The organism is Nocardia jinanensis (assembly GCF_014645735.1).
Lineage (GTDB): Bacteria > Actinomycetota > Actinomycetes > Mycobacteriales > Mycobacteriaceae > Nocardia > Nocardia jinanensis.
Genome location: NZ_BMMH01000003.1, coordinates 120,734 through 136,568 on the forward strand (window position 1 = coordinate 120,734; position 15,835 = coordinate 136,568).

A 15,835-nucleotide genomic window follows, 5' to 3' on the forward strand; every position below is an offset into this window, starting at 1 on the left:
GGCCTGTTGTTCGGGCGGGACGGGTCAGTGCCCGCCGTGCCCGTTCTGTCCGTTGGAACCGGCCTCGTCCTGTACTCGCTTGAGTACGGCCAGCTGCCGGTGTTCCTCTTCCAGTTCGGCCGCGAAATGCTGTTCGCTCTCCGCGCGCGGATCGGCGCGCAGGAAGCTGCCGGTGCCCGGCTGCCCCGCCGAACCCAGCTGGTTCATCTTCTTGGGCACCACCGCGCCCTGGTACTCCAGCGGGATCGGATGACCGTGGCTGTCCACCGGTCCCAGCGGCTGATGTACCTCGATATATTCGCCGTGCGGCAGACGCTTGATCACACCGGTCTCGATACCGTGCTCGAGTACCGCGCGGTCGCTGCGCTGCAGGCCGATGCAGAACCGGTAGGCGAGGAAGTACGCCAGCGGTGGTGCGACGAGCAGGCCGATACGGCCGATCCAGGTGGTCGCGTTCAGCGAGATGTCGAACTTGAGCGCCAGGATGTCGTTGACGCAGGACAGCGTGAGGACCACATAGAAGGCGATGGCCATCGCACCGATCGCGGTACGCACCGGGACGTCACGCGGACGCTGCAGCAGGTTGTGCCGCGCCGTATCGCCGGTGAGTCTCTTCTCGATCCACGGGTAGGCGATCAGCACCATGAAGACCAGGCCCATGATCAGCGCGACCCAGACCACCGCGGGCACGGTGTAGCGGCCCAGGTACAGCTCCCACGGCGGCATCAGACGCGCCAGACCGTCGGTCCACATCATGTAGAAGTCGGGCTGGGAGCCCGCCGACACCTGCGACGGGTTGTACGGGCCCAGGTTCCAGATCGGGTTGATCTGGAGCACGCCGCCCATGATCGCCACGAAGCCGAGCGTGAACGCGAAGAACGCGCCCTGATCGGCGGCGAACACCGGAACGATCCGCGAACCGACCACATTGTTCTCGGAGCGGCCCGGACCGGGGAATTGGGTGTGCTTCTGATACCAGACGATGGCCACGTGCGCCGCGATGAGCGCCAGCATGATGCCCGGGAACAGCAGCACATGCGCGATGTAGAGACGCGGGATGATGATCTCGCCGGGGAAATCACCGCCGAACATCAGCCAGTGCATCCAGGTGCCGATCACCGGGATGCCCATGGTGATACCACCGAACGCGGCCCGCAGACCGGTGCCGGAGAGCAGGTCGTCGGGCAGCGAGTACCCGAAGAAGCCCTCGAACATGGCCAGGATCAGCAGCAGCGAGCCGATCACCCAGTTCGCCTCACGCGGCTTGCGGAACGCGCCGGTGAAGAAGATGCGGAACAGGTGGATGATGATCGACGCCGCGAACAGCAGCGCCGCCCAGTGGTGCACCTGCCGGACGAACAGACCGCCGCGCACCTCGAAGGAGATGTTCAGGGCGGTCTCGTAGGCCCGCGACATACCCACACCGCGCAGCGGCTGGTAGGCGCCGTCGTAGGTGACGTGCGCCATCGACGGGTCGAAGTACAGCGTCAGGTACACACCCGACAGCAGCAGGATGATGAACGCGTACAGCGCGATCTCACCCAACAGGAACGACCAATGGGTGGGGAACACCTTGTTGATCGATCGTTTCATGAAGGCGGCGGCGCGATACCGCTCGTCCACTTCGTTGGCTTGTGCCGCAAGTTTGCGGCCTACAGCCTCTCCTGCACTCATGATCGACGCTCCCAGAAGGCCGGGCCGAGGGGTTCGATGAAGTCACCGTTGGCGACCAGGTACCCCTCTGAGTTTACGGTGATCGGCAACTGCGGCAGCGCTCGGGCAGCAGGACCGAAGATCGGCTTGCCCCATTCGGTCGCGGAGAACTGCGACTGATGGCAGGGGCACAGGATGCGGTTGGTCTGCTGTTCGAACAGCGAGGTCGGGCAACCGAGGTGGGTGCAGATCTTCGAGTAGGCGAAGTAGTCGCCGAAGTTGAAGCTCTCCTGACCCTTACGTTTGATCGCGTTCTTCGCGTCCTCGGTCCGCAGACGGATCAACATGACAGCGTTGCGGATACCACGCAGCGACTGCAAGGTCGCGTGCTCGTCCCCGCGCCAGGATTCCTTCCAGGGGAAGACGGTCTCCATGGCGCCGGCGTCGAGGTCCTCGGGGCGGACCAGGACGATGTCCTGTGGACGGCCGGTATCGCGACGGATGTAGATGGTTTCGCCCGGGTAGTCCGGGGTCCAGCCCGATACCCACAGCGGCGACTTCTCGCGCTGCGCCCACGGGTTCTTCACCATGCCGCCCACGAACACCAGCAGTGCGCCGATACCGAGGACACCGACGCCCGCGCCCGCGGTGCGGGTGATGAGCTTGCGGCGGCCCAGGGTGGAGGTATCCAGGGCGTCACCCAGTTCGGCCACCAGCGTCCGCCGGTCGACCTCGCTGGATTTTCCGTCGTGCCGGTCCTGGACCGACAGTTCCGCCGGAATGAACTTCTTGCGGATCAGCACCACGGCGATACCGATGGCCAGGATCGAGATACCGAAGGTCAGACCGTAGAGCGGGGTGGTGAGCGAGTACAGGCCGTGGCCGTCGTCGGCCGCGCCCTTGTACTCCCAGGGCCAGAACAGAAACACACCCACCAGGGCGGCCGCGGCCAGCCCGGAGATCGCGAACCACAGCGCGACCTGTCGTTCCGCGCGTTTCTCCGCCCGGGTGCCCGGCACCGGCCAGCGTTCCCGCCGGTAGACCACTTCCACACCGTCGCGGGCGGTACCGAGCGCGACCAGCTCTTCCCGCGACATCGCGTCCAGTTCGGCCTCGGTCGGTTCAGCCGGGGTCACGGCCGCGGAATCCTTGTCCAGGCCACCCATCTCGTTTTGCTCCTGTTCGCTCATGACTAGGTCCTCGAACCGATCCAGATCGCCGCACCCACCACGGCCACGATGCCGATCGTCCATATGGCGAGACCTTCGGTCGCGGGACCGAAACCGCCCAGACCCCAGCCGCCCGGCGGTTTCGCCTCGGCCGAGTCCTTGACGTAGGCGATGATGTCGCGCTTCTCCTCCGCCGAGAGCTGCCGGTCGGAGAATTTCGGCATGTTCTGGGGGCCGGTGACCATGGCGGTCCAGATCTGCGCCTCGGAGGCCGGCTCCAACGGCGGGGCGAATTTGCCCGAGGACAACGCGCCGCCGCGACCGGTGAAGTTGTGGCAGGACGCGCAGTTCATGCGGAACAGCTCACTGCCACGGCCGATATCGGCGCCACGCAGCGATTCCTGCGCGATCTCGCCGTTCGCGTCCCGCGGCACCGTCGGGCCACCACCGTTGGCGGCGACATAAGCGCCGAGGGCGTCGGTCTGGTGCGCGTCGAATTTCACGGGTTTGCGCTCGGCCTGCGCTTCGTTACGGGTCATCGGCATACGCCCGGTGGACACCTGGAAGTACACGGCCGCCTCACCGACGCCGATCAGGCTCGGACCACGGTCGGTGACACCCTGCAGGTTCGCGCCGTGACAGGTGACGCAGGAGGTCTCGTAGAGCTGCTGACCCTCGCGGATCAGCGCCACCGAGTCCTCGTTCGCCGTGGCGACCTGGGGCTCGGGAGTGAGCGCCGAGGCGAGGAAACCGGCTCCGACGAGACCCACCATGAGCGCGAGGCCGCCCGCTATCCGTCGGCGGACGCGACGCTGCCTGCGCTTCTTGCTGGCCTCGCCGTGCCCACCGCTGGCGGGCGCTGGCGCTGTCGGGGGCGATGAACTCATCTGTGTCCCTTTGGAGTAGACGGAACCTGGTGGGCTGTTGACTTGTGCGCCCGCGCTACGCCTGCGTGGTCACGCCGCGCTACCTCCTCCGGCGCTGACGCTCGGGCGCCGACCGGCGTCACCGGACGAAGTAGATCGTGGCGAAGAGCCCGACCCACACGATGTCGACGAAGTGCCAGTAGTAGGAGACGACGATCGCGGCGGTCGCCTGGGCGGGCGTGAACTTGCTCATCGCGGTCCGCGCGAGCAGGAACAGGAAGGCGATCAGACCGCCGATGACGTGCAGACCGTGGAACCCGGTGGTGATGTAGAACACCGACCCGTAGGAGCTGCCGGAGATCGAGGTCCCCTCCGCCACCAGGTGGTAGTACTCGTAGGCCTGCCCGCACACGAAGAACGCGCCCATGAGGAAGGTGACGACGTACCAGCGGCGCAGCCCGAACACGTCACCGCGTTCGGCCGCGAACACACCCATCTGGCAGGTGAACGACGAGGCGATCAGCACAGCGGTGACCGGGATGGCCAGCGTCATGTTCAACTCGGTCGGCGGCATCGGCCACTCGGGCGCCTGACTTCGCGCGACGAAGTACATCGCGAAGAGGCCGGCGAAGAACATCAGCTCGCTGGACAGCCAGATGATGGTACCGACGCTGACCATGTTGGGCCGGTTCAGCGAGTGCACACGCTGGGTTATGGCCGATCCTGAGGTACCTACTGCGGTCGTCACGGGGTAAGTATGACTCTTCGTAGTACGACAGTCGAAGTCGGGTTCCCAACTTGATCACCCGTGTCGTGATCGACCGGCTCCGTAAGTCTCTCGCAGCAGTCCGGCGTGTCGGGCGGGCCTTCCCCGCGAACAGCGCGGATGACGTGGTGCGGTGCACGGGGCAGCATGCGGTTTAGGGTGTGTACAACCGTTCGGTCACAGATTTCGGTGCGACGAGGAGATTGAGATGAGCGTGCGCAGCTGGCCCTTGGTGCTCGGGGCGCTCGCCGACGGACAGGACCTCACCGCGGACGATACGACCTGGGTGATCGACGAGATCTTCACCGACAACTCCACCTCGGCGCAGATCGCCGCGTTCGGGGTCGCGATGAAGATCAAGGGCCCTACTCCGACCGAGCTGGCGGGTATGGCCCGCGGCATGCTCGGGCACGCGCGGCTGGTGAAGATCGACGGCGACGCGGTGGATATCGTCGGTACCGGCGGCGACCGGTCGGGATCGGTGAACATTTCCACCATGTCCTCGATCGTGGTCGCGGCCGCCGGGGTGCCGGTCGTCAAGCACGGTAACCGGGCCGCTTCCTCCAAGAGCGGTGGTGCGGACGTACTCGAGGCGCTGGGTGTGAAACTCGCCCTCGGACCCGAGTCCGTCGCGCGCTGCGTGCGTGAGGTGGGCATCGGGTTCTGTTTCGCCTCGCTGTTCCATTCCGGTCTGCGTTTCGCGGGGCCGGCCCGTAAGGAGATCGGGATCCCGACGGTTTTCAACGTACTGGGTCCGCTCACCAACCCCGCCCAGCCCCGCGCGGGGCTGGTGGGGTGCGCGTTCGAGGATCTGCTGGAAACCATCGCCGGGGTGTTCGCCGATCGGGGTGCCGGAGCACTGGTGGTGCGCGGTCGCGACGGACTGGACGAGATCACCACCTCCGATGTCACCGATGTCTATGTGGTGGCCGACGGCGTGATCCGCGAAGCGGTGATCGACCCGGCCCGGCTCGGCATCCCCCGGGTGGACCTGGACGAGCTGCGCGGTGGCGACGCCCGGGTGAACGCTCAGGTGGCCCGGGACGTCTTCGCGGGTAACCCCGGGGCGGTGCGCGACGCCGTGCTGGTGAACTCCGCCGCCGCCATCACCGCCTACGACCTGTCCCGCGGCGCGGACGGCACGGCCGAGCTGGACGATCATCTGGTGGCCGGGATCGAACGTGCGGCCGCGGCCGTCGACAGCGGTGCCGCCGCCGCCCTGCTGGACCGCTGGGCCGCGCTCACCCGGACGCTCGGCGACGACTGACCCGGCCCGGGTTCACTCGCCGATCGAGAACCCGGCCTCGACGTCGGCACTGGAATACGATTTGAACGCGATATGCGTGACTGTGCGCTGCACACCCGCGACCTTGTCGATCCGCGCCGTGACGACCTCGGCGACCTCCGCGTGATCACGGACGCGCACCAGCGCGATCAGGTCGACGTCCCCGGCGCACGAATACACCTCGGTGACGCCCTCGGTATCGGCCACCGCCTGCGCGGTCTCCGGAATGCGCCCGTTGTCGGCCTGGATCAGAACGATGGCGGTAATCATGGTGACAGCCTAGGCATCCGCGCGCCGCGGCATCGTGGGCCCACGCGGTCCGGCCGGGCGGCCGGCTGTTCAGCCGCGCTGTTCGTCGTAGGACTCGGCGGCGCGGGCCGCCCCCGCGGCGGAATCGGCCGCCTCGGCCCAGCCGATCCAGCGACCCGCGCCGCGCGCGGGTTCGGCGTAGCCGTCGGTGGTGCGCACGATCCGCACCCCGGGACGTTCGAGCCAGCGGGCGATCACCGCGACCTCGTCCGGGGAGGCGCCGAGTAGCGGCGGTAACCGAGGATCCGCTCCGGCCGGAAACAATTCACCGGTCGGCGTACCCGCCTCGGGCCCGGTGGGCCGCACGGTCTGCGCGGCGGCGACGATCCGCTCGACCACCGGCATGGGCGCGACCCCGCGTCCGGCGGTACCCGCCCCGGCGAGCCGGCCGTAGCGGATCACGGCGAATTCCCAGCCGCCGGCGCCGTCGGGGTGCGCGGTGATCAGTTCGGCCGGGCGGGCGACGGCGGCCAGCCGCTGGGTGCGGCGCAGCGCGCGGATAACGGCGGCGGCCCGGTCGCGTAAACGCGCCGCGGATTCGTACTGTTCACCGGCCGCGTAGTGCTCGATCCTGGCCAGTAGCGCGCGGAGCGCGGTGTCGTCGGTGCCGGCGAACAGGGCGCGTGCGGCCGCCGGGGCGGCCGCGTAGGCGGCCGGCCCCAGCGGGGTATCGGTAGCGGCCCGGCAACCACCGACGGCTTCCGGCGGGCAGGAGTGCAGGGCGTTCCCGGACAGCCGGGTGGTGCAGGTACGCAGTCCGCAGTACTCGGCCAGGGTGGCGGCGATATCGGCGGCCGCGGCCCGGGAGTGGAACGGCCCCACGGCCGGGCCGCCGGGCTCACGGACGAGGGTCAGCCTCGGGAAGGCTTCGGCGGTGAGCGCGATCCACCAGGCCCGCTTCGGGAATTTGGACCGCCGGTTGTAGGGCGGGGCGTGTGCGGTCAGCAGCCGCAGCTCCCGGACACCCGCCTCGAGCCCGTGCGCGCACACCACATGGTCGACCCGGGTGGCGAGGCTTACCATTTCCCGGATGCGTCCCCGGGTCTCCGATCCGGTGAAGTAGCTGCGAACGCGGCGGCGCAGGTTCACCGCCGTCCCTATATAGAGGACTTCGTCCGACGGTCCGCGGAAGAGATAGACACCGGGCGCGGCGGGCAGATCGACGGCCAGCGCACGCTTGGCCCGCTGTCCGGTGGTGACCTCGGGCAGATAGTCGATCAGTTCGGTGAGGCTGTGTACCCCCTGGTTTCCCACCCGGCCGATCAGCGCGTGCAGCACATCCACGGTGGCGCGGGCGTCGTCGAGAGCGCGATGGGTGGGGGTGGTGTTCGCGCCGAGCAATTGGGCCAGCACCCCGAGCCGGACCGACGGCGCTTCGTCCCGGCCGAGCACCCGCCGCGCGAGCCGCACCGTACACACCACCTGGGCGCGCGGCCACGGTGTATCGCAGCGCACCGCGGCGGCTTTCAGGAATCCGATATCGAATCGGGCGTTGTGCGCGACCAGCACCGCACCGGCGGCGAACTCCAGGAATCCGGGCAGCACGGCCTCGATGGTCGGTGCCGCCCGCACCATCGCGGTGGTGATACCGGTGATCTGCACGACCGCAGGCGGAATGGACCGGCCCGGGTCGACGAGCGTCGCGAATTCGCCGAGTACTTCACCACCGCGCACCTTCACCGCGCCGATTTCGGTGATCGCGTCCTCCGCCGGACTGGTACCGGTGGTCTCCAGATCTACGACCACGAAGGTCGTGTCGTAGAGCGGAGTGTCGAGTTGGTCGAACGCCAGTTGCCGAGCGGGCAACGGAACGGGTTCGGGCACGGCGGCAGAGTAGTGGGCGGGTCCGACAGATTCCCGATACCGGACCGTTGTCCGTGATCTTGGTTCGAGTGCCGAATCCGTCCGTATTCCCCATCCGCGCACCCCTCACTACCGAAATGTGCCCCAGTTCACACTCAATGTCCATTAGCTATTCAATTGCCATATTCCGCACGAAATGGTCGGCCGACTCAAAACGCGATCGACCCGCCGGGGCAAACCCACAGAGACGTCCCAGCTGAGCCAGCGCCCATGAGGCGACATTCGCCCGCTCGAACTGCGGAAAATCGTTGAATCCGCACTCGGGGCGAGCACGGATCGATACTCCCGCGAATCCCTGTCTCATCCGTACGTAACCTCGGCGCAATCCAGCTCCGGCCTGTGATATCCCTCGCACAATTTGCCAGGCGAAAGCTGTGGGACGCACGTTTATCAGAGCCTGGGGCTTTACAAACACCCGTGATCTGTTCGTAATCTTTTCGAGACCTCGCGGAGTTCGGCGTGCCATCGGCGGTGCGATCGGGCGGGGAGATCGGAAGGACCGCATCATGGCGTTCAACACCGTCAAGCGACAGGCACGGCGCGCAGCCGTCACCGGAGCAGTCGGCGCTGCCACCCTGGGCGCAATCCTGCTCACCGCCGCCCCGGCCGAGGCCCAGCCGGTCACCATCGACGGCATCGGCACGATCGAGGTACCCAACGAGATCCCGATCCCGGCGGGCATCCCCGGCATCCAGGCGCCCAGCTCCCCCGCGGCGCCGCCGTTCGTCACCCCCGTCAAGACCGTCGGCGATCTGGCGCTCGATGCCGCGCTCTCGAAGGTCGGCGCCCCGTACGTCTACGGCGCGGCCGGCCCGAACTCCTTCGACTGCTCCGGTCTGGTGCAGTGGTCCTATAGACAGGCCGGGCGCGAACTACCGCGCACCAGCGATGCGCAGCTCGCCTCGGGCGCACCCATCGCGATCGGCGACCTGCAGCCCGGCGATGTGGTGTCGTTCTACGGCGGCGGGCATTCCGGCCTGTACGCGGGCGACGGCAATGTCGTGCACGCCTCGACCGCCGGCTCACCGGTGGCTGTCGCGCCCATCTCCTCCATGCCGTTCGCCGGCGCTCGACGCTACTGACCGCTCTCCGCGGGGCGCCCGGTACGACCGCTCGGCACGGAATCGCCGGTGGGCGTGACCGTTTCGTGTCGTGCTGGACACCCCGCGGGCCGATTCCGTAATCTAATCGAGATCTTTACGGGACGTATCGCACAGAGCGTCATATGAGAGCGGGGCACGGCAGGCTGTGGCAGCACATCAACGGCGGCATCGGCGTCGGAAAGATCGGCGCGGGCCCGGCCACAGGCAGGATCTGCACACCGCTCGCACGGCTCTGGCGGTCGGCCTCCTCGCGGCAGCCCTCTACGGCGGCGGTCCGGCAGGCGCCGACCCCGCTCCCGCACCGACCTCCGCGGGCGAGGCGGTCCAGCAGATGATCGACCTGTCCCGGCAGGCCGAACAGCTCAATCAGCAGGCACTCACCACCCAGGCCGATCTCGACGCGAAACTGGCCGTCCAGCGTGATGCCGACGCCAAGGTCGCCGCGGCCGGCGCCGCCGTCGACGCCGCCCGTGACGAGGTCGCCCGCTACCGGCCGATGATCGACCGCACCGCTATCGCGGCCTATCAGGGCGCCCGCACCAACCGGCTGTTCTCGGTCCTGGTCAGTGATTCCCCGCAGCAACTGCTGGACCAGATGTCGACCCTGGACGTGGTCGCCACCCAAACCTCCGACCAGCTGAAACAGTACAAACGAGCCACCGACGCGGCGACCGCCGCGCAGTCGGCCGCCCGGGCCGCCGCCGACACCGCCCGGGCCGCCACCGACCAGGCGAACACCGTCCGCGGCGATGTGCAGCGCAAACAGACCGATCTACAGAACGCCGTGGCCCATGTCATCGAGATCTGGGGCTCCCTGTCGACCGCCGACCGGACCGCGCTGGCCGGTTCTCCCTTCCCACCCGGATTCGACCGCGACAGCCTGCTACGGGATCTGGTACCGGGCAGCGGTACCAGCGCCCTGGCCGCCGGACTCACCCGTGTCGGCGATCCGTACGTCTGGGGCGCCACCGGACCCGACCAGTTCGACTGCTCCGGCCTGGTGCAATGGGCATTCGCGCAGGTCGGCCAGGAAGTGCCGCGCACCAGCTCCGCTCAGGCCGCCTACGGCACTCCAGTCGGCCGCGACGAACTGGTACCCGGCGATGTCGTTTTCTTCTACGACGACATCTCCCACGTCGGTATCTACGCCGGCAACGGCCTCATGCTGCACGCGTCGACCTTCGGGGTTCCGGTAGCCGTCGCACCCATGGATTCCACGCCCTATCACTCCGCCCGGCGCTACTGACACCCGGAGCGACACAGCCGACCGCACGCCAATACTGTGGATCGTATGGCTCGAACTCTGCTGGTTACCAATGATTTCCCGCCGCGGCCGGGAGGTATCCAGTCGTATCTGCAGGCGCTGGCCGGACAGCTGCCCCCGGACGATCTGGTCGTCTACGCACCCCGGTGGCGGGGAGACAGCCATACTCGATTCGACGCGAAACAACCCTTCCAGGTGGTCCGCCACCCCACCACGCTGATGCTGCCCACACCCGCGGTCCTGCGGCGCGCCCGGAAAGTGCTACGCGCCGAGGAGTGCGAATCGGTCTGGTTCGGGGCGGCCGCACCGCTGGCCCTGCTGTCGGCGCCGCTACGGCGCGCCGGCGCCCACCGCATCCTGGCCAGCACCCACGGCCACGAGGTCGGCTGGTCGATGCTGCCGGGCGCGCGGCAGGCGCTGCGGGTCATCGGGAACAACACCGACGTGGTCACCTACGTCAGCAAATACACGCGCCGCCGGTTCGCCGCCGCGTTCGGCCCCGACGCCGCCCTCGAATACCTGCCGCCCGGCGTGGACACCGAAACCTTCCGCCCGGACCCGGCCGCCCGCGCCGAACTGCGGAAACGCTATGGGCTCGGCGACCGCCCCACTGTGCTCTGCCTGTCGCGTCTGGTCCCCCGCAAAGGACAGGATGTACTCCTGATCGCCATGCACCGGATCAAGGAACGGATCCCCGGCGCCGTCCTCGTGATCGCCGGCAGCGGCCCCTACGAAGACCGCCTGCGCGGTTTCGCCGACGCACTCGGCCTCGCCGACGATGTGGTGTTCACCGGCCGGGTGCCCGCGGCCGAACTCGCCGCCCACCACACCCTCGCCGATGTGTTCGCCATGCCCGCCCGCACCCGCGGCGCCGGCCTCGACGTGGAAGGCCTCGGCATCGTCTATCTGGAGGCCTCCGCGTCGGGCGTCCCGGTGGTCGCCGGAACCTCCGGCGGTGCCCCGGAAACGGTGCTGGACGGGAAAACCGGGCGAGTGGTGGACGGCCGCCGCGCCGACCACGTCGCCGACGCGATCGCCGATATCCTCGCCGACCGCGACGCGGCCACCGAAATGGGCGCGGCGGGACGGGCCTTCGTGGAACGGCAATGGCGCTGGGACACCCTGGGAGCCCGGCTCCGGCAGCTGTTGCTGTAATTTTGGCGCCGCCTTCGGCGTCGCGGGGCGGGGCCCTATTAACCCCGGTTCTTCACTCCGCCGCTCAGTCGCTGCGCTCCTTCGCTCTGTCGCTCCAGAACCGGGGCGGGCCCCGCCAGTGAGGTGGACCATCCGGAGTAGACGGAAGGTGGTGAGCGGAAGTGCGCCTCGATCGCCTGGGCAGGCCGACGACTCAGCAGGTGCCCATACGGTCGCCGATCTATGGACGGCGGACCGCACGCACTCAATCGCTGCGCTCCTTCGCTACGTCGCTCCAGAACCAGGGCGGGCCCCGCCAATGAGGTGGACCATTCGGGACTGACACTGGGTTCGCAGCCGATCTGAATCGCATACAGGTCACAGCCCGACCCAGATGTCGAATGCCGGCGCAACCCACCTGCGTCGAGTTTTACGAGACACCTGAAAGGGGTTGAGACCGTCTCGCCGTTGAGGCCTCGAAAGCGCATGCGCCGAAGGCGCGAGTCTCGAGGCCTGAACGGCGAGACTGAGGGGCCTCGACCCCAGCGACGCCGCAGGCGGCGCAGATAACACAGCAGGCGGCGACGGATAACGCCACTGCTATCTACTACGCTCACCCGGGTGAGCAGTATCCAGATCGCGGACCAAACCTTCCTCGCCGCTTCCGGCGCCGCGGTCGCGGCTGCGCTGGACGGCCCGGCGCACTGGCGGCGCTGGTGGCCCGATCTCGAACTGGATGTCCGGGAAGATCGCGGCGACAAGGGAATTCGCTGGTCGGTGTCGGGGGCGTTGACCGGCACCATGGAGGTGTGGCTGGAACCATCGCTGGACGGTGTGATCCTGCACTACTTCCTGCACGCCGAGCCGCCGCAGCCGCTGCCGCCGCGCAAGCTGGCCACCGCGAACCGGGCCCGCCGGGTGGCGGGCAAGGTGATGTCGTTCGAGATCAAGGACCGGCTCGAGGACGACCGGCCGGCCGGAGTCGCGCCACACGACAATTGACGGATTTCGTACCGCACTGCCGAAAGGAACCCCAGAGACCCTATGGCCGACCGGACCCAGAGATCGATCGTCATCGCGGCACCCGCGCGGCAGGTGATGTCCGTTATCGCCGATCTGGCGTCCTACCCGGAATGGGTATCGGCGGCCAAATCGGTGGAGGTGCTCGAGACCGGCCCCGACGGCCGGGCCCGGACCGCGCGGTTCGTGCTGGACGCGGGCGTCGTCAAGGACACCTACGTGCTGTCCTACACATGGCAGCCCGACGATATGGCCGTGAGCTGGACCCTCGAGAGCGGTGAACTGCAGAAGGCCCAGGAGGGTCGTTACGAACTCGTCGAACAGCCCGGCGGCGGCACCGAGGTGCGTTACGAACTGACCGTGGACCTGACGATTCCGATGATCGGGATGTTCAAACGCAAGGCGGAGAAGGTGATCACCGATACCGCGCTCAAGGAACTGAAGAAACGGGTCGAAGGCTGACCGGGCCGCAGCGCTCCGGCGACGATACCCGCGGCGGTAGCAGGCCCGCCCGCGGCGCCCGCTCGCGCACGCGGGTCGAATTGTTCGTCGGCAAGGGCGGTGTCGGGAAGACGACGCTGGCGTGCGCGCGGGCCATGAGTTGCGCGCGGGAGGGTCAGCGGATTCTGGTGGCGTCGCTGGATCAGGCGCATTCGCTGGGCGACGCGCTGGGTTTCCGGTTCACGCACGACGTGGGCACCGTCCCCGGGATCACCCGGATCGTCCCCGGTCTCGAGGTGATCGAGCTCGATTCGCTGGCGCTGCTCGAGGACCGTTTCGGCACGCTCACCGAACTGCTGCGCAGTGATCCGGGACATGAGCACGGTGTCGATCTGGGGGCCCTCGACCCGGCCGAACTCACCGGCCTGCCGGGAGTTCAGGAGCTGCTCATGCTGGTCGAGATCGCCCAGTACGCGGCCGATGACGAATGGGACGCGATCGTCCTGGACTGCCCACCGACCGCGGATATGCTGCGCATCGTCACCATGCCGGAGACAGTGCTCGGATATCTGGACCGGATCTGGCCGCCGCATCAGCGGATGATGAGCTCGATCGGCACCGATATCCGCCGGGCTGTCCTGGCGGCGACCGTGCAGCGGATCGTCACCGCGGTGACCGAGGTCCGGGATCTGCTCGCCGACCGCGACCGCACCGGTGCCCGGCTCATCACCCTGGCCGAACGGGTCGCCGTGGCCGAATCCGCCCGCGTGCGTTCGGCGACGGCGCTGCTCGGGTTGCGGCTGGACGCGGTGGTGGTGAACAAGGTGCTGGCGCCGATGCCGCCGCCGGGTCCGGAACCGCAGCATCCGGCGGTGCGCTGGTATCTGAACCGCTGCGCCGAACAGCAGGACGTTATCGCCGGACTGCGGCGATCCATGCCGGAGATCCCGGTACTCGTCGCGGGACATACCGGTGCCGAACCGGTGGGTATCGGCCCGCTGGCCGCACTGTCGTGCGTCGTCGCGGAGCACAGCGCCGAATTCGGGAGCGGATACGACGCCGTTCGGCTCGACACCGGCGGCGCCGTGCGCGACGATCCGGATTCGGCCCCGATCCCGGGAGCAGGCACCGATACCGCGACCGTCGCGCCCGCGGTGCGGTTGGAATCGGGCGTGGGGCTGCAGTCGGTGTACGCGATGCGTATCCATCTGCCGGTCGCCGATCCGGCGACGCTACGCCTGGGACGAGTGGAGGACGATTTGATCGTGGGAGCGGACGGTATCCGCCGCCGGCTGCGCCTGGCGCCCGTCCTACGCCGCTGCACCGTCAGCACCGCCGAGCTGGACGACGGATATCTCGTGATCCGTTTCCGCCCCGACCCGCAGGAGTGGCCGAAGTGACCGGAACCCGTTACCGCCAGCCCGAGGGCGTCGCCGAATTCGCCGACGAACTGCGATTGCTCGCCGAGGCCGTCCTGGAACGTGTCGAGCCGGTGCTGCGCGATGCCGCGGCGGACGGGCAGCCGGAGTGGAACAACTGCACCTGGTGCCCGCTGTGCGCGGCGGCCGCGCTGGTCCGCGGTGAGCACCACGAGGTGCTGGCCACCGTGGCTGCGCACGGTACCGCGATCGTCACCGTACTGCGCGAGGCCCTGGCCGGTGCCCCGGTGGAACCGGTCGTCGCACACCGGCACAGCCCGGAAACCGGCACCGCGCCCGGACATCCCCGCCCGGACACCACCGGTGGCGACGAGGACCCGGACGACTCCGTCCGGCTCGGCGACTCCGGCAGTGACGCAACGGATGCCGCGGAGACCGGTGCCGGCGGGAATTCTCCCGGTGAACGGGGCGCGCCGACCAGCCGATCCCGCTATGTCGGCATACCTGTGAACATCAAACAATGACCACCCCCGGCGCCGGGACCCCGTTGACCGTCGGTATCGACATCGGGGGCACCAATATTCGAGCCTCGGTGGTCGACGGCACCGGCGAGGTCCTCGATACGGTCCAGTACCCGACACCGCATTCGGCGGTGGCACTGGAGTCCGCGCTCGACCGCGCGGTCCGTGAACTCGCCGACCGGCATACGCTCGACGCTGTCGGGCTGGCCGCCGCCGGTTTCATCTCCCGGGACCGCACCACCGTGCGGTTCGCCCCGCACCTACCCTGGCGTGACGCGCCCGTCGCGAAACGCCTCAGCGAACGCCTCGGACTACCGGTTCTGCTCGAACACGATGCCAATGCCGCGATGTGGGCCGAGTACCGGTTCGGCGCCGCCGCCGGGGGCCACAATGTGGTGCTGATCGCGATCGGTACCGGGATCGGCGCCGCCCTGCTGCTCGACGGTGAGCTGTACCGGGGCACCCACGGGATCGCCCCCGAACTCGGGCATCTACAGGTGGTCCCGCAGGGGCGCGACTGCGGCTGCGGGAAAAGAGGCTGTTGGGAGCGCTACTGCAGCGGGACGGCCCTGGCCGAGACCGCGATCGAACTGCTGGCCACCGAATCAGCGACCTCGCCGCTGGCCCGCGAGATCGTCGCCGACCCGGGCGCGCTCACCGGGCGCCGGGTCGCCGACGCCGCCCACGACGACGACCCGCTCGCCGCCCGCGTCATGGCCGATTTCGCGCGCTGGCTGGGCCTGGGGCTGGCCTTCGTCGGCGATATCTTCGACCCCGACCTGGTGGTCATCGCCGGCGGCGTGAGCAGTTCGGCGCCGCTGTTCCTCGACGAAGCCCGCGAGGAATACGCGGCAGCGGTCACCGGGCACGGGCACCGCCCGCTGGCACGTATCCGGACCACCCAGCTCGGCGAGGCAGCGGGGATGATCGGCGCCGCCGAACTCGCCCGCTCGGCGCTCATCGCCGGGCATTGACCAGGCGCCCGGACACCGGTGCGGGTCATCCGAACTGCCCGGAAATCCGTCGCGTCACGTTCACGTCACCGAAATGCACTGGTGAAGT

Annotated in this window: 15 protein-coding genes; 9 read left to right on the top strand and 6 right to left on the bottom strand. The window is 68.5% G+C overall.

All coding sequences use genetic code 11. From position 1 onward, the window contains the following. Positions 1–24 precede the first annotated feature (24 nt). From qcrB to ctaE, 4 genes are all read right to left on the bottom strand, one after another. Positions 25–1,674, bottom strand: coding sequence for a cytochrome bc1 complex cytochrome b subunit (gene qcrB / locus IEY68_RS09270; protein WP_062998370.1), 1,650 nt, complete (start codon positions 1,672–1,674; stop codon positions 25–27). After that, positions 1,671–2,843: a cytochrome bc1 complex Rieske iron-sulfur subunit gene (gene qcrA / locus IEY68_RS09275; protein ID WP_444543816.1), complete on the bottom strand. Its 1,173-nt coding sequence runs from the start codon at positions 2,841–2,843 to the stop codon at positions 1,671–1,673. Before qcrA ends, qcrB begins: the two co-directional genes overlap by 4 nt. 2 nt (positions 2,844–2,845) lie before the next feature. Continuing rightward, positions 2,846–3,709: a cytochrome bc1 complex diheme cytochrome c subunit gene (gene qcrC, locus IEY68_RS09280; RefSeq protein WP_189094181.1), complete on the bottom strand. Its 864-nt coding sequence runs from the start codon at positions 3,707–3,709 to the stop codon at positions 2,846–2,848. 118 nt (positions 3,710–3,827) lie between these two features. Further along, on the bottom strand, positions 3,828–4,436 hold the full coding sequence (ctaE, locus tag IEY68_RS09285) for an aa3-type cytochrome oxidase subunit III (protein WP_189094182.1): 609 nt from the start codon (positions 4,434–4,436) through the stop codon (positions 3,828–3,830). A gap of 226 nt (positions 4,437–4,662) precedes the next feature. On the opposite strand from ctaE, the gene trpD reads away from it, so the two are divergent. Continuing rightward, entirely contained in the window at positions 4,663–5,721 is a 1,059-nt protein-coding gene (gene trpD / locus IEY68_RS09290) for an anthranilate phosphoribosyltransferase (RefSeq protein WP_062998375.1), read from the top strand. 12 nt (positions 5,722–5,733) lie between these two features. On the opposite strand, the gene IEY68_RS09295 is transcribed toward trpD, so the two are convergent. Then, positions 5,734–6,009 (bottom strand): Lrp/AsnC family transcriptional regulator, encoded by a 276-nt coding sequence (locus IEY68_RS09295; protein WP_062998377.1) that lies wholly within the window; start codon positions 6,007–6,009, stop codon positions 5,734–5,736. Between the two features lie 69 nt (positions 6,010–6,078). Further along, on the bottom strand, positions 6,079–7,872 hold the full coding sequence (locus tag IEY68_RS09300) for a DEDD exonuclease domain-containing protein (RefSeq protein WP_062998379.1): 1,794 nt from the start codon (positions 7,870–7,872) through the stop codon (positions 6,079–6,081). 545 nt (positions 7,873–8,417) lie between these two features. Here IEY68_RS09300 and IEY68_RS09305 point away from each other — a divergent pair. The 8 genes from IEY68_RS09305 (at position 8,418) to IEY68_RS09340 (ending at position 15,747) form a co-directional block, all read left to right on the top strand. After that, on the top strand, positions 8,418–8,993 hold the full coding sequence (locus IEY68_RS09305; protein ID WP_062998381.1) for a C40 family peptidase: 576 nt from the start codon (positions 8,418–8,420) through the stop codon (positions 8,991–8,993). A 166-nt stretch (positions 8,994–9,159) separates the two neighbouring features. Then, complete coding sequence (locus IEY68_RS09310; RefSeq protein WP_373292961.1) at positions 9,160–10,260, top strand: NlpC/P60 family protein; 1,101 nt, start codon at positions 9,160–9,162, stop codon at positions 10,258–10,260. 45 nt (positions 10,261–10,305) lie between these two features. Next, positions 10,306–11,433 carry a glycosyltransferase family 4 protein gene (locus IEY68_RS09315; protein ID WP_062998383.1) on the top strand — a complete coding sequence of 376 codons (1,128 nt, stop codon included), beginning with the start codon at positions 10,306–10,308 and terminating at the stop codon, positions 11,431–11,433. A 600-nt stretch (positions 11,434–12,033) separates the two neighbouring features. Then, positions 12,034–12,414 carry a hypothetical protein gene (locus IEY68_RS09320; protein WP_062998402.1) on the top strand — a complete coding sequence of 127 codons (381 nt, stop codon included), beginning with the start codon at positions 12,034–12,036 and terminating at the stop codon, positions 12,412–12,414. A gap of 42 nt (positions 12,415–12,456) precedes the next feature. Continuing rightward, positions 12,457–12,894, top strand: a complete 438-nt coding sequence (locus tag IEY68_RS09325) for an SRPBCC family protein (protein WP_062998404.1) — start codon at positions 12,457–12,459, stop codon at positions 12,892–12,894. A gap of 80 nt (positions 12,895–12,974) precedes the next feature. After that, positions 12,975–14,273: an ArsA family ATPase gene (locus IEY68_RS09330; RefSeq protein WP_189094183.1), complete on the top strand. Its 1,299-nt coding sequence runs from the start codon at positions 12,975–12,977 to the stop codon at positions 14,271–14,273. Then, entirely contained in the window at positions 14,270–14,776 is a 507-nt protein-coding gene (locus IEY68_RS09335; protein ID WP_189094184.1) for a hypothetical protein, read from the top strand. The genes IEY68_RS09330 and IEY68_RS09335 overlap by 4 nt, the downstream gene beginning before the upstream one ends. Then, positions 14,773–15,747 carry an ROK family protein gene (locus IEY68_RS09340; protein WP_062998406.1) on the top strand — a complete coding sequence of 325 codons (975 nt, stop codon included), beginning with the start codon at positions 14,773–14,775 and terminating at the stop codon, positions 15,745–15,747. Before IEY68_RS09335 ends, IEY68_RS09340 begins: the two co-directional genes overlap by 4 nt. Positions 15,748–15,835: the final 88 nt, after the last annotated feature.